The following is a 20,266-nucleotide window of genomic DNA, read 5'->3' as shown; positions in this document are numbered from 1 at the left end:
TGACAACGAAGGACTAGGTTCGACGGAAATCGATTTCTCACGAGTGCTCTGCCCGCCCTAGGAGACAACGCCATGCGGAAACGATTGTTGCTCGTTCTACCTGTCCTGATCGGGGCCGCGTTGGTGCCCGCCGACCAGACCCCGGAGGCCCAAGCGGCCGCCGTACCGTCCCCCGCCGACCAGGTCGCGAAGCTGACCGGGCCGGGGTCGATCAATGACACCGAGGCGCGGTTCGCACTGAAGGCCACCGACCTCGGCATCCTGTGGGACAACGGGTCCGGCGAGATCCTGACCGCGTTCGGCGACAGCTACGGCAGTGGTTGGACCGGGCCGGGTGGTGGCGTCGGCGATCCGGCCACGATCGACTGGCGCTGCAACCTGCTGTTCCGCAGCAAGGATCGCAACCTGGCCGACGGGATGTCGCTGGACTCGGCTGCCGAGGACCGCCCAGGCCACGCCAAGCAGTTCCTCGACTGCAAGAAGGTCGACCGCGACGAGCACACGGTGATCCCGACCGGCGGTATCGCGGTCGGCAAACGGCAGTACGTGCAGTACATGTCGGTCAACTACTGGGGGCCGGCCGGCAGCTGGTTCACCAACTACTCAGGCTTCGCCTACTCCGACGACAACGGCGAGACCTGGACCAAGGACCCCAATGCCCGGTGGCAGAACACCAAAGCGTGGGACAACAAGTTCCAGATGGTGGCCCTGGTCCGCGACAAGGGCTACGTCTACATGATCGGTACGCCGAACGGCCGCTTCGGCAACGCCCACATCGCCCGGGTCCCGGAGCAGCAGGTCCTGTCGAAGAGCGCCTGGCGCTACTGGGACGGCCGCACCTGGTCGCCGAAGGAGAGCGCCGCGGTCCCGATCGCGATCGGCCCGATCAGCGAGGTCTCGGTGCAGTGGAACGCGCACACCGGCAAGTGGCTGATGATGTACCTGGACGAGTCGCGGGCCTCCGTCGTACTGCGGTCGTCGGAATCGCTGACCGGTCCGTGGAGCGGCGAGAAGGTCGTTGTCCGAGGCAAGGATTTCCCCGGTCTGTACGGGACGTACATGCACCCGTGGTCGTCCGGTGAGGACCTCTACTTCACCATGTCGCAGTGGGACCCGTACAACGTGTTCCTGATGCACACCAAGCTCGCCGACGACGGTCAGGTCACCAACCTGGTCACCGACCCCGGCTTCGAGGAGCAGGCCGGCAGTACGCCGACCACACCCTGGCAACTCAACGGCCGCGGCGGCATCGACCGGACGAACCTCGGCCACAGCGGCGCCAACAACGCTTACGTCCGCGACTCGATCGGCACCCACCAACTCCAGCAGAACGTCGCCGTCCGTCCGCATCACCGCTACCGCCTGTCCGCCTGGATGCGGACCGCGGAGAACAACACCGAGACGATGCTCGGCGTCCGCACCCTGCGCGGCACGACGATCGCCCAGAAGACCGGCGGCGCACACAAGACCTACGAACAGGTGAGCGTCGAGTTCGACTCCGGCCGTGAGTCGCTGATCCAGCTGTACGGCGGCTTCTTCGGGCACGGCCAGGACGTCTGGCTCCAGCTGGACGACGTCGTCCTCGAGGAGATCAAGTGAGGCGGCTGGTCGTCGTACTCGCGCTCATCGCCGGATTCCTGGTGACTCCGGCCACCGCCGAGGCCGCGACCGGTCAGCTGCTCCGGGACGACACCGGGCTGTACCCACGGGTGATCCAGCTCGCGAACGGCCGGATCCTCGCCAGTGTCGTCACCTTCGTGGGCAACGCGGACGGCATCGGCGCGATCTACGAGAGTACGAACTCCGGCAAGAGCTTCACCCAGGTCGGAACCGTCGAAGATCCTGAGGCCGCCGACGGCCAAGGACTGTGCTGCGCAACCCTCTTCGAGCTTCCCAAGCCGGTCGGAGCGATGCCGGCCGGGACCCTCCTCTGGGCGGCGAGCGTCGGCGCCTCCGACCGGCCGATGTCACTGCGGATCTGGAAGAGCAACGACGTCGGCCGCACCTGGTCGTACCTGTCCAACTGTGCGACCGCGTCGAACACGAGCGGCCTCTGGGAGCCGGAGTTCTCGATCGCCAAGGACGGCCAACTGGTCTGTCACTACGCGGACGAGACCGATCCGGCGCACAGCCAGAAGCTGATGCAGGTCTGGAGCTCGGACGGCGTCACCTGGACCGATCCCACTCCGACGGTCGCCAGTACGACGGTCGGACATCGTCCGGGGATGCCCGTCGTACGGAAGTTGCCGACTGGGACGTACCTGATGTCGTACGAGATCTGTGGCGTTGGCGGGCAGTACGACTGTGCCGCCTACACCCGCCAGTCCGCCGACGGCTGGAACTGGGGATCGCCATCGGCACCCGGGGTCCTCACCCGGACCGCGGACGGCAAGTACTTCACCCACGCACCGACCCTCGCGGTCGCGCCGAACGGGAACCTGCTGGTGGTCGGCCAGATCCTGCAGAATCCCGACGGCTCGGTGGCCGCCGGCAACGGACGGACCCTGTTCGTCAAGAGCGGGAACGGCACCTGGCGCACGATCCCCGCACCCGTCGCCGTCACCAACCCCTACAACAACTACTGCCCCAACTACAGCTCCCCCTTGCTCGTCTCCCCCGACAGCAAGCGGGTCCTGGAGCTGGCGTCCGACTACGACGCCGGCGTCTGCAAGACGTACTACGCCACCGGCCGGGCCGGCTAGCGCACGACAGACCGGCTGCGACCGCGACGGGAACCGGTACGACGTCGTACCGGCCGTCGTGGTCCGACCAGGCGAGGCCCGGCGAGGCGATCCTCGAGTCGTCGGGCTTCGCGGCGGATCGGTTGGGCGACGTACTCGCCGAGGATGACCCCGGAGGCGAGGGCGACACCGATGGCGACCGCGGTCGCGAGGCTGACGATGCCGATCAGGTTGCCGAGTCCCATCAGCTCGTACAACCCCTTGTAAATGGTCAGTCCCGGCAGCAACGGAATGGTGCCGGAGACAACGACCACCAGCGGTGGCACGCCGGTGCGACGGCCGAGGGAGTAGCCGCCGAGGCCGACGGCGAAGGCCGCGGCGGCGGTCGACCAGGCCGGCCCGAACGACGCGCGCGACATCAGCGTGAACACCAGCGACCCGACCGCGCCGATCACCGCGATCGGCAGCAACGCCCGCAGCGGGGCGTACGACGCATAGGCGAAGGCGAGCGCCATCAGCGCGCCCGAGCCGACCATGATCGGCAGGTTCGCCAGCTGGATCGTCTGCGCCTCGATGCCGACGTTCAGCCCGAGCTTGAGCCCCAGCGTGAGGCCGAGGCTGACCCCGGCGATGATCCCGCCGGTCAGCAGCATCGCCTCGAGACTTCGGGCCGCGGCCGTCACGTAGTACCCGGTGAGCGCGTCCTGGACCGCACCGGTCAGCGCGATCCCGGCCAGCAACATGATGATGCCTGCAGCAACGACCAGTGACGGTTTGACCGGCGCATGGACGGCGTACAGGATCAACGCGACCGCGGTGGCGACGAAGGCGCCGGCCACCTGCTGGTAGAAGGCGGGCAGCCGCTGCCGGTTGAACCACCGGTTGTTGAGATCGATAACGATCGCGGTGAGGAACGCCACCAACGTGATCAGCCAGCCACCACCGAGCAGCAGCGTCGCGCCACCGGCCATCACACCCCAGGCCAGCACGGCGCTCCAGCGCGGGTACGGCGGCCCTGCCGAGGTCAACCGCGCCAGTTCACGACTCGCCTCGTCGCGGGTCACCTCACCCCGGGCAAGCCGTCGTACCAGCCGATCGACCTCGGTCAGCCGGGAGAAGTCCTGCGATCGGTAGCGGACCAGGCGGATGTGCGTCTCCGGCGCGACGTCCGGCGCCGCCTGGTAGGAGACCGCCATCGAGGTGAAGGTGATGTCGACCTCGCACCCGCGCAGCCCACCGGCCGCGGTCACACCGAGGATGGTTGCGGTCGCGTCCGCCGTACCGGCGCCGCTGGACAGCAGTACCTCACCGACCCGCAGCGCCAGGTCGATCGTCCGGTAGACGTCGCGCTGTTCGTCGCGATCCATCAGGCGTCGAGCAGCCGGTCGGCCATGGCCAGGTCGGTGATCAGGATGTTGACCCAGCCGCCGAGCAGGGCGGCCCGGATCGCGGAGAACTTCCGCTCCCCGCCGGCCACTCCGATCCGGCGCGGCACCGCCAGCAGTTCCTTGGCGGTGACCCCGATGACTCGCTGGTCGAACGTCGAGCGCACGTGCTTTCCCTCTTCGTCGAAGAACCGGAAACAGACGTCACCCACCGCACCGAGCCGGCGCAGCTCGTCCTGGTCGGCCTCGGCGACCGCGTTCCCACTGCGCTGCAGCAGCGGCGAGGGCTCGAGGCTGCCGATCCCGACCAGGGCGTCGGTGAGCTGTCCCCAGGTGCCCAGAACGTCCCGAACGGACACGTCGTTCATCATCGCGCGCCGGACCGCGGGCGTCCCGACCAGCCCCGGCGCAGGCAGGTAGACCGGCATCCCGCCGGTCAGCTCGGCGAACCGGGCGGTCAGCCGGGTCGCCTGCATCTGCACCGCCGCGTCGCCCAGCCCGCCGACGATCTGGACGACCCTGTCCACCACCGGCACGCTCTTGCGCGGCATCCGGTCGACCGCGCTGATCAGCGTCTCGCTCCAGGACGAGATCCCGATCACGTGCCCACCGGTGAGCGTCATGTCGATGTACGCCGCCGCACCCGAGCCGAGCGCCGGGAGCACGTCGTCGCCCACCCCGAGCGTGTCGACGACCACCGCGTCCCGCAGGCCGTAGCGCCCTTGCAACTCGTCCTCGAGATCGCTGTGCACGCCGCTCGGCATGGTCACCACGGTGTGCACGATGCCGACCTCGACGGCCTGTTTGAGCATCCGCGACACGCGGGCCTGGGAGAGGTTCAGTTCGGTGGCGATACGCGGCTGCCGGATGCCCTTCTCGTGGTACATCCGGGCCACTTTCGCGAGCAGCCGCAGCTCGTCCAGCCCCGGCTGGCGCACCGCGCGGTTGCCGTTGGCCACCTCAACCCCCTAACAGACGATCAGCATTGGACTATAGGTCAGCCGCGCAGATGTAGACGCGGGGTGCGCCACCCGGGTCGGGCAGCAGATCCCGGGGCGAGTCGCGCTTCCCGGTCGCGACCACCGCGCCGTCGCGCGGATCCACGATCCGGTAACCGAGCGGAATCGCGTCGTCGAAGATCATCACCGGCCCACCGTTGTCCCGGTACACCACGAACAGCTCCGCGGGCACGCTCAGGGCCCGCCCGGTGATCGCCCCGGTCCAGTCCGGCGCCATGTCGGTCGTCGGCAGCCCCGCGAGGATCTTCGGAACCAGGCCGACGTACGACGACCCCTCGAAGCCGACCGCCTCCCGCCAACCGGCTCCCGGCGCGGTGAAGTAGTCCGACTGGCCGGTCTCACCCGGATGTAGCAACCACTGCCAGAGACTGCCCGCTCCGTAGACGACGCCCATCGTGCCGCCCGCGCACAGGTTGCTCCACGCCTCGTGTCCCTGCCACCAACCTGCTGCCATGCCGAGGTCCCGCGTGTTCTCGTACGTCGGCTCGCCGTTCGCGACGGCCTTGACGGGCTGGTTGCGCCACATGTCGGCGACCCGCTCAGGCACGTGCTCGCCGGTGTGCCCGGTCTGGCACCACTGGAAGTCCAGCCAGTCCGCGTCCTGGTGAGCATCGGCGCGGATATGCGGGCGGTAGTGGATGCCGGTCGGCTGGCCGTAGCAGTCGGTGGCCTGCACCTCGGCTCCACCGGCTGCGATCTGCGGTTCGCGGCCCGAGCCGTCCCCGCCGACCAGGTAGATCGCGGGCTGAGCGCCGTACCGGGCGACAAGGTAGCGGCAGTACCGCGCGTACTCTTCCGGCGGTACGACGGTGCCGGCGACGTCGAGGCCCTTCCAGCCGAAGCCGTGGAACACCGGCTGGAGGACCGGGGCGAGGCCGTGGTCGACCAGGATCCGGAGCAGTTCGTCGAGGTACTGGAAGTACTCGACGTTCAGCTGGTTCAGGTGTCCCTCGGGGAGATCCTCGAAGCCGACGGCGAAGCCCTCGTCCTGGGTACGGTCCCGCGGCCCGACGGCTCGCATGTCGGGCTGGACGGTCATCAGCAGTACGGCGTTGAAGCCCTTCGCCTGCCGGTCGGCGGCGTACTCCCGGACCTGCTCGGGTGTCGCTCGCCAGGGCAGCGCCCACGCGGTATCCGCGGCCAGGATCGCGGGCGTGCCGTCCGCGTGCACCAGGCTGCGTCCGCCGGGTGACATCCGCCAGAAGCCGTGCGCGTAGAACGGGTTGGCCTCGCCATCGGCGGGGAGCACCTCGAACTCGCCGGTGTCCGAGCCGCTGGTCCAGCGCCACCGACCAGGTTCGGGCGCGGCGAAGCGGATCCGCCAGGTGTCACCGCCGTCCCAGAACGCGGGCCGCCGCAGCGTCGTACCGCTCTCGTGCTCGAACTCGGCCCACACGTCGGCGGCGTACGGCTCCTCGTGGTTCCTTGTGATTGAGAGTTCGATTTCGCGCCAGGTGACTGAGATGGACATGACACTCCCGTGGGTGGTTTCTACCGATAAACTGTGCGACGAACAGCAAGACCACACGTGCTCTGGGGTCGGTGAAATTCCGAGCCGGCGGTGACAGTCCGCGACCCGTACGTCCGCAAGGACGTCCGGTTGACCTGGTGGAACTCCAGGACCGACGGTGAAAGTCCGGATGGGAAGACGCACGTGGCAGTCTTCGCGGTGCGTTGCCGACCGTCGGGTCGGAGGTGCCCGCGGAGCTTGTCGTTGCCCCGGAGTGCCAGGCCGAGAGGACAACGACCGTGAGTACCGCGACAACTCTGGACACCGTTCAGCGCGCCGTCGACGAGATCGCTTCGGGACGGCCCGTGGTGGTCGTCGACGACGAGGACCGCGAGAACGAAGGCGACCTGACCTTCGCCGCGAGCCTCGCCACCCCCGAACTGATGGCCCTGCTGGTCCGCCACACCAGCGGCTACGTCTGCGCCCCGGCCGTGCCGGAGATCCTCGACCGGCTCGAGCTCCCGCTGATGGTGCCGAACAACCAGGACAGCCTGCGGACGGCGTACACGGTCTCGGTCGACGCGAGCACCGGCGTCGGGACCGGGATCTCGGCCGCCGACCGGGCCCGGACCGTCCGCGTGCTGGCCGACCCGGCGGCACAGCCCGCGGACCTGATCCGGCCCGGTCACATCCTCCCGCTGCGGGCGGTGGAAGGCGGCGTCCGGCAGCGGCCCGGTCACACCGAGGCCACCGTCGAACTCGTCCGGCTGGCCGGACTGCCGCCGGTCGGTGTGATCGGCGAACTGATGAACGACGACGGCACCCTGATGACCGGGCCCGACCTGCGCGCGTTCGCCGACACTCACGATCTCGCGATGATCTCGATCGCCGACCTGGTCAGTTACTTGTCTTGAGCAACTGCCGGGCCGAGTCGGCGATCCCCTCCGGCGAGAGCCCGTAGCGGTCCAGCAGATATCCGGCCGACCCCGTGGGCGCGAACTCGGGGAACCCGAGGATCGACACCCGCGCCGGATGATGCTGGACCACGGTCTCCGCGACCGCGCCGCCGAGGCCGCCGCCGGTCACCGCCTCCTCCGCGGTGACGATGCCGGCCGTCTCCCGCGCGGCCGCGACCACGGCATCGACGTCCAGCGGTTTCACCGTCGGCATCGACAGCACCCGGGCCGAGATCCCTTCGGTGGCGAGCTGCTCGGCCGCGGCCATCGCCCGCCACAGCACGGTCCCGTTGCTGATCAGCGTCACGTCGTCACCGGCCCGGACCGTGATCGCCTTGCCCAGCTGGAACTCGTAGTCGTCCGCGTACACCTTCGGCACACTCATCCGGCTGACCCGGATGAACACCGGCCCGTCCGAGGCCGCCGCCCAGCGCAACGCGGCCGCCGTCTCGATCGGATCGGCCGGCACGATCACGGTCAGGTTCGCGATCGCCCGCAGCCAGGCGATGTCCTCGATCGAGTGGTGGGTGGGGCCTAGTTCGCCGTACGCGACGCCGGGGCTCATCCCGCACAGCTTCACATTGGTGTTCGAGTAGGCGACGTCCGCCTTGATCTGCTCCAGCGCGCGGGCCGTCAGAAAGCAGGACGCGGCCGAGACGAACGGGATCCGGCCGCCGTTGGCCAGCCCGGACGCCACGCCGACCATGTCCTGCTCGGCGATCCCGACGTTGATCAACCGGTCCGGGAACGCCTTACGGAAGCTGTTCAGCTTGCTCGAACCGACCGAGTCGTTCACCACCCCGACGATCCGGTGGTCCGCGTGCGCGAGCTCGGCGAGCGTCTCGACGTACGCGTCCCGGCAGTCGTACCGCGGCTGGTCGGCGATCGACGTGGTCTCGACGACTGTCATACCTGTTCCCTCTCGAATCTGGGTCTGCCCGCGGACTCGAGTTCGGTCAGCGCCTGCTGGAACTCGGCCTCGTCCGGCACCCGGTGGTGCCAGGCGACGTTGTTGCTCATGAACGAGATCGGGTGGCCCTTGTGGGTGTGCGCGATCACGAAGGTCGGCTTGCCCGGCCGGAACGGTACGGCCGACAGCACGTCGAGCAGCTCGCCATGGTCGTGACCGTTCACCTCCACCACCGCGAACCCGAACGCGGCCGCCTTCTCCGGCAGCGGATCCAGGTCGTTGGTCTCCTTCGTGGTGGCGCCCTGCTGCAGCCGGTTCCGGTCGACGATCACGGTCAGCCGGTCCAGCTGGTACTGCGAGGCCGCCATCATCGCCTCCCAGTTGCTGCCCTCCTGCAGTTCGCCGTCCCCGACCAGCACATAGGTACGGCGCAACGACACGTCGAGCTTGGCCGACAACGCATGACCGACCGCGATCGGCAGGCCGTGACCGAGCGGACCGGTGTTGGCCTCGACGCCGGCCACCTTGTTCCGGTTGGGATGCCCGTTCAACGCGGACAAGGGTTTGAGGAAGGTCGCGAGCTCCTCGACCGGCAGGAACCCGAAGGCGGCCAGGGTGGTGTAGAGCGCACCGGCGACATGGCCCTTGCTCAGGATGAAGCGGTCCCGCTCCGGGTCGGTCACCGTGTCCGGCGTGATATCGAGCACCGCGCCGTACAGGGTGGCCAGGATGTCGATCGCGGAGTAGTCACCACCGATGTGGCCGGCGCCGGCGTGGTGGACCAGCTTGAGGTCCTGGATCCGGATCTGCTTGGCCGCCTCGGCGATATGCGCGACCTGCTCGGCCCGGCTGCTGTGAATCGGCAACCGCCCGAGCACCGGCATCGTCGTGTGTTCGACCGTCAGTGTCATCTCTGGTCCGCCATCGAGGACAGCAGCACCTTCTGGACCAGCTTCTGCGCGGCCAGCGCGTCATGGGACGCCTGCGCCGCGGCGAGCGCCTCCTCGTCCAGTACGTCGAGCGCGTGGTGCACTGCCTTGAGGAATCGGATCGCCTGCTTCGCGGCCTCGACGCTGTCCTCGCGGAACGGGAACTGGTCCAGCTGCCAGACGCCCTCCCAGTTGTTCTTCCGCAGTGTGTGGAAGAACTCGAACGTCTCGACCAGGTGAACCGAGCCGACCACCATGTCGTCGTCCCAGCCGCGCAGGTTGTCGTTCACGTCGATCGCGAACAGCCGGCCGTAGTCGATCGCCAGCTGCGCCGCGTCGGCCGGCGTCTCCTGGCCGTAGAGCGAGTGGCCGAAGTCGAGCAGGATGCCGAGGTTGGGCAGGCCGATCTTCTCGATCCCGAGCAGGGTGCGGGCGACGTTCGGGAAGATGATCTTCACCCGCGGCTCGCGCGGCTTGTACTCGATCACGAAGTTGATGTCCGGGTGCGCGGAGACGAGTTCCTTCAGGCCGTCCAGCGCCAGGTTCCAGATGTCGTGGTAGTTCACCTGGAACGGGTAGTCCCAGCCGTCCTGGCCGGGCCAGAGCTTCACGTACGAGCAGCCCAGGTCCTTGGCCAGCTCGGTGGCGTTGTGCAGCAACTCCATCGCCTGCTTGCGGACGCCCGGATCGGGGTTGGTGAAGGAGCCCTTGACGAAGTCGCGGGTGTAGATCTCCGGGGTGATCGCGATCGCCTTCAGATTGTTCCGCCCCAGTGCCGCCTTCACCTCGTCGAGCGTCCCGTCGTACCCGGCGAACGGCCAGTTCAGGTCGACCACGGACAGGTCGCCGACGGCGCCGGCCCGGTCGATCTGCTCCAGCAGCCCGACCGGATCGCCGTACCCGTCGGTGGCGTAGCGGTCCTTGTAGGTGGCGAAGTGCCAGATGCCGGCACCGAAGGTCGGTAAGTCAGTCATTGTCGTCATCTCTTCTGTCGGGGCGGTGTCGTATGTCGGTCAGCCCTTGGTCGCGCCGGCCGTGAGGCCGCCGACGATCCAGCGCTGCAGGAGGGTGTACGCGATCAGGATCGGCACCACGGCGATCAGGATGCCCGCCGCGAGACCGGTGTTGTTGTTGGCGAACTGGCCCTGGAAGTTGAGCAGTCCGACCGGGATCGTCTTGTTGGCGTCGGAGTTCAGCAGGATCAGCGCGAACAGGAACTCGTTCCAGGTCGCCACCGCGTCCAGGATCGCCACCGTCACCAGGGCCGGCAGCGACAGCGGCAGGATCATGGTGAAGAAGACCCGCCAGTCGCCGGCGCCGTCGACCTTGGCCGCCTCGAGGATCTCGTCCGGGATCTGCCGGAAGAACGACTGCAGCACCAGCACCTCGAACGGGATGCCGAAGGCCAGGTACGGCCCGATCAACCCGAACAGGCTGTCGGTCGCACCGGCCGAGCGCATCATGATGAAGACCGGGACGATGGTGATGTAGATCGGGATGGTCAGCCCGAGGAACACCGTGAACATCACCGTCCGGCGGAACTTCATCCGCAGCTTGGCCAGGGCGTACCCGAGCATCGCCGCGATCAGGACGCCGAGCGGCACCTTCATCAGAGCCAGCAGCGCGCTGTTGCGGTAGGTGGTGGCGAAGTTGCCGATCCCCCACGCGTCCTTGAAGTTCGACCAGGTGAACTGGTCCGGCCAGGACAGCGGCCCGTTGCTGATGAAGTCCGACAGCGGCCGGACCGCGGTGATCACCAGCAACGCCAGCGGCGAGATCCAGAACAACGCCACCACCACAAGCACCAGCGTGATGACCAGCCCTTTCCGCCCCTTCGGCGGCTCGCTCGCCGGCGCTGTCTCGGACGGCCCGACGGGTGCTTCGACCCGCACGGGTGCGATCGAGGTCATGGGGCCTCCCGGCCTGGACTGAGGAGCGGAGGGAGCGAAGCGACTGGAGTGACGAGGGAAGGCCGGGAGCCAAGGCCCCATGACCCTGCCGGCGCCGGAGGCCCGGCCAAAAGCACAGTCATGAGGCCTCCTTTGTTTGGGAGCGGACGTATGGGATGCCGACGGCGATTGCTACGAGGGTGATCACAACCGCGATCGCGGTGCCGTAGCCGGCTTGGTAGTACTGGAAGACGTTGGCGTACATCCAGGTGCCCATCACCTGCGTCGCCGTACCGGGACCGCCGTATGTCATCGCGTAGATCATGTCGAAGACCTTGAACGAGTCGATCAGCGACAACGCCAGCACGATGTAGTGGGCCGGCCGCAGACTCGGCATCGTCACGTGCCAGAACTGTTGCCAGCGGCTCGCACCGTCGACCGTCGCGGCCTCGTACAGCTCGTTCGGGATCCCTTGCAGGGCGGCCAGATAGAGCAGCATCGGGAAGCCGGTCCGCAACCAGATGGCCGGCACCATCACCGCCCACAACGCGGTCGAGTCCTGCCCCAGCCACGGCTGGGCCAACCCGTCCAGACCGATCAGCCGCAGGAACGAGTTGATCGCGCCGTACTGCGGGTTGTACAGCCAACCCCAGATCGAGGCGATCGACACCAGTGGCAGGACCGCCGGGGTGTAGAAGATCAAGCGCAGGACCGGCTTGCCGTGCACCTTGCCGTTCAGCGCGATCGCCAGGCCGAGCCCGATCACGGTCGGGACAACGATCGTCACGACGGTCCAGATCAGGTTGTTCCGGACCGCGGTGACGACGACCGGATCACTCGGCAGCTTGGTGTAGTTCTCCAGCCCGACGAAGTTGTACGTCGCACTGAGCCCGTCCCAGTCGGTCAGGCTGAACCACAGCGAGGACAACGCCGGGTACACCAGGAACCCGACGTACACGATCAGCGCGGGCAGGGCGAACAGCCAGGGCGACCACTTGCCCCCTCGTTTGACCTTCGCGGGCTTCACGGACCGGCCCCGCGACAGTGCGACCGTCGCCATAACCGCGAATCAGCCCTTCGCCCAGGCGGAGACGATCTCCTGCATCTTCTTCGCGGCCGCGTCCGGCGCCACCGAGCCCTGCAGCAGGTCGCTCTGCACGCTGAAGTACTGGTCGGCCTGCTTCTTCGGGAACGCCTGGTCCTGGATCGTGTAGAACGGGTTCGAGCCGTACTTCTGCGACCACTCGGCCGACAACGGCAGCGCCTTCGGGTCCGGCTCGGCGCCCTTCACCGTCGACGCGCTGACCTGCATCGCCTTCTGTGTCGCGGGCTGGACGATGAAGTCGATCAGCGCCGCGGCCTTGTCGGCGTTGCCCGTCTTGGCGTTGATCATGTAGCCCTCGACGAAGCCTGAGTGCCGCGCCGGGCTCTGGTCGGTGGGCAGTTCGAAGTTGCCGAAGGCGGCCGGGCTCTTCTTCGCGGACAGGATCGCGGCCGCCTCGGTCCACGGTCCGGTGATCGTGTACGCCGTCTTGCCCTGGACGTACGCGGGCTCGATGTCGGCGGGGTCGAGGCCCAGCGCGCCCTGCGGCAGCCACTTCTTGTCCTGCCACTTCTTGAACAGCGCGAACGCCTCGACCACCTCGGGCCGGTCCCAGCTCTCGTCGCCGGTGAGCAGTTTGTCGTGCAGCTCCGGGCCGGCGGTGTGCTCGAGCAGGTACTCGAACAGCCGCATGATGTCCCAGCCGTACTTCCCGCCGAGACCACACGGCGTCACGCCGACCGCGACGAGCTTTTCGTTGATCGCCTCCAGCTCGGCGTACGTCGTCGGCGGGCCGCTCACGCCGGCCTTGGCGAACAGCGACTTGTTGTACCAGGCACCTATTCCGAGGGAGACGAACGGGACCCCGGCCTTCATGCCGTCGAACGTCATCCCGCTGATCGCCGCGGTGTTGATCTTCGACTCCCAGCCGAACTTGGAGTAGTACGGCGCCAGATCGAGGGACTGCTTGGCCTTCGCGAACGGCGCTCCGATCTGGCCGCCCCAGATCCGCCAGACATCCGGGCCCTTGCCGCCGAGCAGTTCGGTCCGCAGCTTGTCCGGGTAGACCGCCGCACCCGACCCGGGCAGGCTGTCCACCGTCGTGGTGGTCCCGTTCTCCGCGTCGAACTTCTTCACCTGCGCCTTCAGCAGACCGATCGTCTCGTCGGCCTCGTAGGTGAAGAGCCGCAGGTTGTTCGAGGCCGCCGCGGTGGCACCGCCGCCGGCGGACGACGCGCCACCGCCGGTGCAGGCGGACAGACCGACGCCGACAGCGGCGGCGGACGTGAGACCGAGGAAACCACGGCGGGTGAACGAACTGCCAGTCATGACGTGCTCCTTTGGCGGGCGAAGCGGCGGATCTTGGCGAACATGTCCTCCAGCAGGAACCGGACGTCGACCTGTTCGCAGACTTTGATCGGGTTGTCCGTACCGGGCAGGTACCAACCGTCGACCCCGAACCGCGGCGCCGGCCGGACCCGCATGGCGCCGCTGGGCGGATAGAGCATCAGGGCGATGGCCGGGGAGTCGCCGAGAGACCGGGACTCGATCGGCTCGGAGTGGTAGGTGGCGTTCCACTCGCGCAGTTGCTCGATCAGGTACTTGCCGAGCGGCCCGGCGTCACCGATCTTCTCGTCCAGCTCGGCGTAGCTCACCGACACCTTGCTGTACACATCGCTCGGTACCTGCCAGACGGTGATGCCGGAGCCGAACACCACGTTGGCGGCGTGGATGTCGTTCGACAGGTTGAACTCGATCTTGTTCCAGCTCGGCGCCAGGCCGTCGTACCCACGACCGCCGATCCAGATCACGATCACCTCGCGGTTGACGATCTCCGGGTCGAGCAGGATCGCCGAGGCCATGTCGGTCAGCGGGCCGAGAAAGGACACGAACAGCGGATCGCCCGCCGAGGCCAGCTTCGACTCCTCGATGATCAGGCGGGCGCCGGGCGAGTCCAGCGGGGTCTGCTCGTCCGCGATGCCGGTCGTCGCCCCGTTCGCGACCGGCACCTGGCCGGTCAGGTCGAGCAGATCGAGCAGCAGGTCGATCTCCTCGCGCGAGTCCTCCATGCTCCGGTCCGACCGCCACGTGCCGAAGTGCGCGGCGATCAGCCCGCGGATGTCGAACGTGGGCGACAGCAGCCCGTGCACGATCGCGAACTGGTCGTCCGCCTCGTTCTTCGCGTCCGTGTTGATGATCACCCGGCGTCTGCTCGGCTTCGTCACCCTGCGGCCTCCTGCTCTCCGTACGATTGAATGGATATTCACTAGTGCATAACCTGTCGCCATGAGTGTCGCCACGGCGCTAGAGTCCCGTCAAGACCTCGGTTGAAAGTTGTCCGATCGGAAGGGCGCTCGACGTGGGTGGATCTGCGGTGCTGGCGATCGACCAGGGCACGACCAATACGAAGGCCGTGCTGGTCGCCGCGGACGGTGCCGTCCTGGCGACCGGATCCGCGCCGGTCGCGCTGTCCACACCCCAGCCGGGATGGGCCGAACAGGACGCCGACGACATCTGGCAGAGCGTGCTGCACGCCATCTCGCGCTGTCTCGCCACCGCAGCCCCGGTCGACATCGTTGGGATCGCGCTGTCGACGCAACGTGAGTCGGTGGTGGGGTGGAACGAGCTGGGCAAGGCAGTAGGGCCGGTCATCGGTTGGCAGGATGTACGGACGAGCGCCTGGTGCTCGACCTTGCCGCCCTCGGTCGACACCCTGGTCCGCGAGCGCACCGGGCTTCGGGTGGACGCGATGTTCTCGGCGCCCAAGCTGCATTGGCTGCTCGAGCATGCGCAGGCCGATCACGTCGGCACTGTGGACTCCTGGTTGATCCATCGGCTGACTGGTTGCCGCGAGCATTTGACCGACGCCGGCAACGCGTCCCGCACCTTGCTGTACGACGTACTCGACCTCGACTGGTCGACGTCACTGCTCGAGGCGTTCGACGTACCCAGGTCAGTGTTGCCGGAGGTGCGGGCGTCGAACGGTGGCTTCGGTACGACGTCCGGCGTACCGGGGTTGCGGGACGGGATTCCGATCGTCGCCGTACTGGCCGACTCGCATGCGGCGATGTACGGGCAGGGGTGCACGCAGGCCGGGATGATCAAGGCGACGTACGGGACCGGATCGTCGGTGATGACGCCGGTCGATTCGTTCGTCGCGGACGGTTGCACGCTGGCGTGGTTGACCGACAAGCCGCTCTACGCGCTGGAGGGCAACATCGTGTCGTCCGGCGCGGCACTGGCCTGGACCACGGAGTTGCTCGGCCTGCCGGACGTCGGCGCGTTGGTGGAGTTGGCAGCCACGGTTCCCGATGCGGGCGGCGTCGTACTGGTGCCGGCCTTCGCGGGGTTGGGCGCGCCCCATTGGGATCGCAACGCGCGGGCGGCACTGACCGGGATGAGTAGCGCGACCACTCGCGCGCACGTGGCGCGGGCGTGTGTGGACGCGGTCGCTCACCAGATCTGCGACATCACCGACACCATCGCGTCATCGGGTACGACGCCACGCCGCCTGCGGGCCGACGGCGGCGCGACCGTCTCCGACCTGCTGATGCAGACCCAGGCCGACCTCCTCGGCCACCCGGTCGAGGCGGCGGACGTCGCCGAGATCTCCGCCCTCGGCACCGCCGAACTCGCCTGGACCACCCTCGGCGAAACCACCGCCTGGGCCACCACCCGCACCACCCGCCTCTACGAGCCAACCCTCGCCCCCGAGCCCCGCGCAACCCGCCGCACCCACTGGGCCGAGGCCGTAGCAGCCGTCCGCACCCCCTGACCCACCCCACTCCCACCGGGCCACCCCCAACCGCCCAGCCGGCCCAGCCCACCCCGCCTGCCCGGCCCACCCCGCCCACCAGCCCCGCCCGCCCCGCCCGGCCGCATTTGACTGGTTAACCACTGAGCTTGGGGGTTCTCCACCCGTAATTCGGGTGGAGAACCCACCACTTGGCTGGTTAACCAGCGAAATGGGTGTGGGTGGGTACGGGTGGGGGTGGATGGGGACGGGGCGGGGTTGGCCGGATGCGGTCGGAGATCGCTTTCCGCAACAGGTTGACTCGTCGTGACAGCCCACCTAAGGTTGCGGTCACAAGCCTGGGAAAGCCCTTTCCGTGGCTCACGAGGGAGGCGTCCATGTGCGAGTTCGAGCCCGGCTCCGCCGTGGCGCTCCCCGGCGGCATCGGCGTCTCGCGGTTGACGGTCTATGACATCGAGGCTCCGGACGGCCTGGTCGGCGGTACACCGCACGTCCATCTGGCCTGCTCCGAGGGGTACTACGTGATCGCCGGCTCCGGCGCGGTCCAGACCCTGAACCCGAAGGGCTTCACCGAGACGCCGCTGCAGGCGGGCACCGTGGTCTGGTTCGACCCCGGCACGATCCACCGGCTCGTCAACGGCGGCGAGCTCCAGATCCTCACCCTGATGTCGAATTCCGGTCTCCCCGAGGCCGGCGACGCCGTACTGACCCTCCCACCCGAGCACCTGACCGACCGCGAGACGTATCTCGAGGCGACCGCCCTCACCGGCGAGGGTGAGGCGAGGACCCCGTCCGCGATGGCTCGTCGCGATCTTGCGCTGCAGGGCTTCGCAGTACTGCGTGAGTCGTACGAAGCCCACGGTCCGTCGGCGCTGGACGACTTCTACGCGGCCGCGATCCGCATCGTCCAGCCGCAGCTGGCGGACTGGCGACGCCGCTGGGAGCAGGGCGCGCGCCGCCTGGCCGACGAGACCGGCGCCGCGCTGGACGCGCTGGAAGCCGGCACCGCGCCGCACCTGGAGACCGCTGAACTCCATCAACTCCCCGCCCCCACCGAGTTCGGCCGGCACGGCATGTGCGGTCGCCTCGACACCTACGAGATCAATTCGTGAGAGGTAAGACTGTGAACGAGCGACGCATCGGCATTGTGATGAACGGTGTCACCGGCCGGATGGGCCTGCGCCAGCACCTCGAGCGCTCCATCGTGGCAATCCGCGAGCAGGGTGGCATCCCGGCCGCGGACGGAACGATGATCATCCCCGAGCCGATCCTGGTCGGCCGCAACGAACTGAAGCTGCGCCGGATCGCGGAGCAGTACGAGCTGACCCGGTGGACCACCGATCTGTCCGAGGCGCTGGCCGAGCCGGACGTCGAGATCTACTTCGACTCCCAGCTCACCCAGCTGCGCGAGAAGGGCGTCCGCGCCGCCGTCGAAGCCGGCAAGGCGATCTACTGCGAGAAGCCGATCGCCGAGGGGCTGGAAGCAGCGGTCGACCTGGCCCGCCTGGTCCGGGACTCCGGGCTGAAGAACGGCGTGGTGCAGGACAAGCTGTCGCTGCCGGGCCTGCGGAAGCTGAAGCGGCTGGTGGACGGCGGGTTCTTCGGCAAGATCCTCTCGGTCCGCGGTGAGTTCGGCTACTGGGTCTTCGAGGGCGACTGGCAGGAGGCGCAGCGGCCGTCCTGGAACTACAAGCAGGAAGAAGGCGGCGGCATCATCGTCGACATGTTCTGCCACTGGCGGTACGTGCTCGACCAGATCTTCGGTTCGGTCAAGACGGTCTACTGCCAGGGTGCGACCCACATCGCGACCCGGTACGACGAGCAGCGCAAGGGGTACCCGGCCACCGCGGACGACGCGGCGTACGGCGTGTTCGAGCTGGAGGGCGGCATCGTCGCCCAGATGAACTCCTCCTGGGCGACCCGGGTGTTCCGCGACGAGCTGGTCGAGTTCCAGGTCGACGGGACCGAGGGCAGCGCGGTCGCGGGTCTGCGGAGGTGCCGGGCGCAGCACCGGTCGGCGACGCCGAAGCCGGTCTGGAACCCGGACCTGCCGGCCACCGAGAACTTCCGCGAGCAGTGGGCCGAGGTGCCGGACAACGAGGTGTTCGACAACGGGTTCAAGGTGCAGTGGGAGATGTTCCTGCGGCACGTGGTCGACGACGCGCCGTTCACCTGGGACTTCGTCGAGGGCGCCAAGGGTGTGCAGCTCGCGGAGTTGGGGCTGCAGTCGTGGCGTGAGGGCCGCAAGCTCGAGGTACCGCGGCTCGACATCGAGGCACAGCTGTGACGCTCTCACTTCGTCTTCCCGGCCCAGGCGGACTGGAGGCCTATCAGGTCATCGGCGAACCGGTTGCCCAGGGCACCTACTCGCCGGCGGAGAGTCGCTTGGCCTTCGCGGCGGCACATGTCGTGGCGGACCCACTGGGCGACAACTCGCCGGGTCAGCCCGCCGTGGTCGACTGGGAGCACACGCTGGAGTTCCGGCGGCATCTGTGGTCGCTCGGACTGTCGGTGGCCGAGGCGATGGACACCGCACAGCGCGGGATGGGTCTGGACTGGGCGGCGACGCAGGAGCTGATCCGGCGCTCCGCCGCCGAGGCACCGGACGGACGGATCGCGGTCGGTGTCGGTACGGATCAGCTTGCTGCTGGCAACCACTCGTTGGAGACCGTGATCGGCGCCTACGAGGAGCAGCTGGCGGTCGCCGAGGAGGTCGGCGCACAGCCGATCCTGATGGCCAGCCGGGCGATGTGCGCGGCGGCGGCTTCGCCGGACGACTACCGGAAGGTGTACGACCGGCTCCTGAACCAGTCGTCGCGACCGGTGATCCTGCACTGGCTGGGCGCGATGTTCGACCCGGCGCTCGACGGCTACTGGGGCAGCGACTCGCTCGACACCGCGGCCGACGTGGTAGTCGAGCTGATCGGCGACCACTCCGCGAAGGTCGACGGCATCAAGGTCTCGCTGCTGGAGGCGTCGCGTGAAGTTGCCCTGCGCAACCGACTGCCCGAGGGTGTTCGCCTCTACACCGGTGACGACTTCAACTACCCGGAGCTGATCAAGGGCGACGCGGAGCACTACAGCGACGCCCTGCTCGGCATCTTCGCCGCGATCGCCCCGGCGGCCGCGGCCGCGCTGAAGGCTCTCGACGACGGTGACTTGCAGCGGTACGACGAGGTGTTCGCGCCGACCGTGCCACTGTCCCGGCAGATCTTCTCGGCACCGACGTACTACTACAAGACCGGCATCGCCTTCCTGGCGTGGCTGAACGGGCACCAGCCCGGGTTCTCGATGGTCGGCGGTCTGCAGACCGGACGATCGTTGCCGCACCTGGCCGACACGTTCCGGCTCGCCGATCAGGCCGGTGTACTGACGAATCCTGAGCTTGCCGTGGCGCGGTTCCGTCAACTGCTGCTCGTGGGTGGAGTCGACGCGTGAGTCGCTACAGCCTGAACCAGGCGACGACCAAGTACTGGCCGCTCGAGGACGTCGTCGCGGCCAGCGCCAAGGCCGAGCTGTCCTGGATCGGCTTGTGGCGTGAGCCGATCCAGGAGTACGGCGTCGACAAGACCGCCCGGCTCGTTGCGGACGCCGGGCTGAAGGTGTCGTCGTTGTGCCGGAGCGGGTTCTTCACCTCGACCGACCCGGCCGAGCGGAAGGCGAAAATCGAGGACAACCGCCGCGCGATCGACGAGGCAGCCACGATCGGGACCTCCGTGCTGGTGGTCGTGAGTGGTGGGTTGCCGCCGGGGTCGCGCGACATCGACGGAGCGCGGGAGATGGTCCGCGACGGGCTTGCCGAACTGGCGCCGTACGCCTCCGAGCGTGGGGTCAAGCTGGCGGTCGAAGCGTTGCATCCGATGTTCTGCTCGGACCGGTGCGTGGTGTCTTCGTTGTCGGGCGCGCTCGATCTGGCCGAGCAGTTCCCGGCCTCGCAGGTCGGCGTGATCGTGGACGCCTATCACCTGTGGTGGGACGCCGACGTGTACCGGCAGATCGAGCGGGCCGGTGAGCGGATCCTGTCCTACCAGGTGAGCGACTGGGTCGTTCCGCTGCCGGAGGACACGCTGCTCGGGCGCGGCATGATGGGCGACGGCTCGATCGAGCTGCGCCGCCTGCGCGGGGCCTGTGACGCGGCCGGGTACGACGGCCCGATCGAGGTCGAGATCTTCAACCAGAAGCTGTGGGACGCGCCGGGACAAGAGGTCTTCGACCTGGCGCTGGAGCGGTATCAGGAGCACGTCGTCTAAC

At 68.2% G+C, this 20,266-nt stretch carries 18 protein-coding genes and 1 riboswitch; of the genes, 8 read left to right on the top strand and 10 right to left on the bottom strand.

Annotated elements, in window-relative coordinates; genetic code table 11:
• Positions 1–72 precede the first annotated feature (72 nt).
• A complete protein-coding gene (locus EV652_RS34165) occupies positions 73–1,599 on the top strand; it encodes a glycoside hydrolase family 183 protein (protein WP_132213426.1) in 1,527 nt (508 codons plus the stop codon).
• Complete coding sequence (locus tag EV652_RS34160; protein WP_132213425.1) at positions 1,596–2,702, top strand: sialidase family protein; 1,107 nt, start codon at positions 1,596–1,598, stop codon at positions 2,700–2,702. Before EV652_RS34165 ends, EV652_RS34160 begins: the two co-directional genes overlap by 4 nt.
• On the opposite strand, the gene EV652_RS34155 is transcribed toward EV652_RS34160, so the two are convergent.
• Genes EV652_RS34155 through EV652_RS34145 form a run of 3 tightly spaced genes read right to left on the bottom strand, consistent with a single transcriptional unit; the run spans position 2,699 to position 6,556 of the window.
• On the bottom strand, positions 2,699–4,048 hold the full coding sequence (locus EV652_RS34155; RefSeq protein WP_132213424.1) for a threonine/serine exporter family protein: 1,350 nt from the start codon (positions 4,046–4,048) through the stop codon (positions 2,699–2,701). The two genes, EV652_RS34160 and EV652_RS34155, sit on opposite strands and share 4 nt — an antisense overlap.
• The gene (locus tag EV652_RS34150) at positions 4,048–5,025 is read right to left on the bottom strand and encodes a sugar-binding transcriptional regulator (protein ID WP_199238561.1); all 978 of its coding nucleotides are present in this window, start codon (positions 5,023–5,025) and stop codon (positions 4,048–4,050) included. Before EV652_RS34150 ends, EV652_RS34155 begins: the two co-directional genes overlap by 1 nt.
• Before the next feature lie 31 nt (positions 5,026–5,056).
• Entirely contained in the window at positions 5,057–6,556 is a 1,500-nt protein-coding gene (locus EV652_RS34145; protein ID WP_132213423.1) for a glycoside hydrolase family 140 protein, read from the bottom strand.
• Positions 6,557–6,609: 53 nt separating this feature from the next.
• A riboswitch (FMN riboswitch) is annotated at positions 6,610–6,743 on the top strand.
• Between the two features lie 91 nt (positions 6,744–6,834).
• Here EV652_RS34145 and ribB point away from each other — a divergent pair.
• Positions 6,835–7,449 (top strand): 3,4-dihydroxy-2-butanone-4-phosphate synthase, encoded by a 615-nt coding sequence (ribB, locus tag EV652_RS34140; protein WP_132213422.1) that lies wholly within the window; start codon positions 6,835–6,837, stop codon positions 7,447–7,449.
• Here the strand turns inward: ribB and EV652_RS34135 are convergent.
• From EV652_RS34135 to EV652_RS34105, 7 genes are all read right to left on the bottom strand, one after another.
• A complete protein-coding gene (locus EV652_RS34135) occupies positions 7,433–8,401 on the bottom strand; it encodes a transketolase family protein (RefSeq protein WP_132213421.1) in 969 nt (322 codons plus the stop codon). The genes ribB and EV652_RS34135 overlap by 17 nt on opposite strands.
• Entirely contained in the window at positions 8,398–9,312 is a 915-nt protein-coding gene (locus tag EV652_RS34130; protein WP_132213420.1) for a transketolase, read from the bottom strand. Before EV652_RS34130 ends, EV652_RS34135 begins: the two co-directional genes overlap by 4 nt.
• Positions 9,309–10,304: a sugar phosphate isomerase/epimerase family protein gene (locus tag EV652_RS34125; protein WP_199238560.1), complete on the bottom strand. Its 996-nt coding sequence runs from the start codon at positions 10,302–10,304 to the stop codon at positions 9,309–9,311. Before EV652_RS34125 ends, EV652_RS34130 begins: the two co-directional genes overlap by 4 nt.
• Positions 10,305–10,343: 39 nt before the next feature.
• Positions 10,344–11,240 (bottom strand): carbohydrate ABC transporter permease, encoded by an 897-nt coding sequence (locus EV652_RS34120; protein WP_132213418.1) that lies wholly within the window; start codon positions 11,238–11,240, stop codon positions 10,344–10,346.
• A 118-nt stretch (positions 11,241–11,358) separates the two neighbouring features.
• Complete coding sequence (locus EV652_RS34115; RefSeq protein ID WP_132213417.1) at positions 11,359–12,279, bottom strand: carbohydrate ABC transporter permease; 921 nt, start codon at positions 12,277–12,279, stop codon at positions 11,359–11,361.
• A 9-nt stretch (positions 12,280–12,288) separates the two neighbouring features.
• Positions 12,289–13,590, bottom strand: coding sequence for an ABC transporter substrate-binding protein (locus tag EV652_RS34110; RefSeq protein ID WP_132213416.1), 1,302 nt, complete (start codon positions 13,588–13,590; stop codon positions 12,289–12,291).
• Entirely contained in the window at positions 13,587–14,486 is a 900-nt protein-coding gene (locus tag EV652_RS34105; RefSeq protein WP_242002168.1) for a nucleoside hydrolase, read from the bottom strand. The genes EV652_RS34110 and EV652_RS34105 overlap by 4 nt, the downstream gene beginning before the upstream one ends.
• Positions 14,487–14,620: 134 nt before the next feature.
• Between EV652_RS34105 and EV652_RS34100 the strand changes: the two genes are divergently transcribed.
• The 5 genes from EV652_RS34100 (at position 14,621) to EV652_RS34080 (ending at position 20,265) form a co-directional block, all read left to right on the top strand.
• Positions 14,621–16,036: an FGGY family carbohydrate kinase gene (locus tag EV652_RS34100; RefSeq protein ID WP_132213415.1), complete on the top strand. Its 1,416-nt coding sequence runs from the start codon at positions 14,621–14,623 to the stop codon at positions 16,034–16,036.
• A gap of 356 nt (positions 16,037–16,392) precedes the next feature.
• Positions 16,393–17,127 carry a cupin domain-containing protein gene (locus EV652_RS34095; protein WP_132213414.1) on the top strand — a complete coding sequence of 245 codons (735 nt, stop codon included), beginning with the start codon at positions 16,393–16,395 and terminating at the stop codon, positions 17,125–17,127.
• An 11-nt stretch (positions 17,128–17,138) separates the two neighbouring features.
• Positions 17,139–18,302, top strand: a complete 1,164-nt coding sequence (locus EV652_RS34090; protein WP_132213413.1) for a Gfo/Idh/MocA family protein — start codon at positions 17,139–17,141, stop codon at positions 18,300–18,302.
• Positions 18,299–19,453 carry a dihydrodipicolinate synthase family protein gene (locus EV652_RS34085; RefSeq protein ID WP_132213412.1) on the top strand — a complete coding sequence of 385 codons (1,155 nt, stop codon included), beginning with the start codon at positions 18,299–18,301 and terminating at the stop codon, positions 19,451–19,453. The genes EV652_RS34090 and EV652_RS34085 overlap by 4 nt, the downstream gene beginning before the upstream one ends.
• Positions 19,450–20,265 (top strand): sugar phosphate isomerase/epimerase family protein, encoded by an 816-nt coding sequence (locus EV652_RS34080; RefSeq protein ID WP_132213411.1) that lies wholly within the window; start codon positions 19,450–19,452, stop codon positions 20,263–20,265. The genes EV652_RS34085 and EV652_RS34080 overlap by 4 nt, the downstream gene beginning before the upstream one ends.
• Position 20,266 lies beyond the last annotated feature (1 nt).

The sequence above is a fragment of the Kribbella steppae genome (assembly GCF_004342025.1).
GTDB lineage: Bacteria > Actinomycetota > Actinomycetes > Propionibacteriales > Kribbellaceae > Kribbella > Kribbella steppae.
Note: the sequence above shows the minus strand (reverse complement) of the source record. Positions and strands in the feature narration are given on the sequence as shown.

Coding starts and splice junctions, on each gene's coding strand:
- EV652_RS34165 (WP_132213426.1), top strand. CDS start 73: ATGCGGAAACGATTGTTGCTCGTTCTACCTGTCCTGATCGGGGCCGCG.
- EV652_RS34155 (WP_132213424.1), bottom strand. CDS start 4,048: ATGGATCGCGACGAACAGCGCGACGTCTACCGGACGATCGACCTGGCG.
- EV652_RS34145 (WP_132213423.1), bottom strand. CDS start 6,556: ATGTCCATCTCAGTCACCTGGCGCGAAATCGAACTCTCAATCACAAGG.
- EV652_RS34135 (WP_132213421.1), bottom strand. CDS start 8,401: ATGACAGTCGTCGAGACCACGTCGATCGCCGACCAGCCGCGGTACGAC.
- EV652_RS34130 (WP_132213420.1), bottom strand. CDS start 9,312: ATGACACTGACGGTCGAACACACGACGATGCCGGTGCTCGGGCGGTTG.
- EV652_RS34125 (WP_199238560.1), bottom strand. CDS start 10,304: ATGACTGACTTACCGACCTTCGGTGCCGGCATCTGGCACTTCGCCACC.
- EV652_RS34120 (WP_132213418.1), bottom strand. CDS start 11,240: ATGACCTCGATCGCACCCGTGCGGGTCGAAGCACCCGTCGGGCCGTCC.
- EV652_RS34115 (WP_132213417.1), bottom strand. CDS start 12,279: ATGGCGACGGTCGCACTGTCGCGGGGCCGGTCCGTGAAGCCCGCGAAG.
- EV652_RS34110 (WP_132213416.1), bottom strand. CDS start 13,590: ATGACTGGCAGTTCGTTCACCCGCCGTGGTTTCCTCGGTCTCACGTCC.
- EV652_RS34095 (WP_132213414.1), top strand. CDS start 16,393: ATGTGCGAGTTCGAGCCCGGCTCCGCCGTGGCGCTCCCCGGCGGCATC.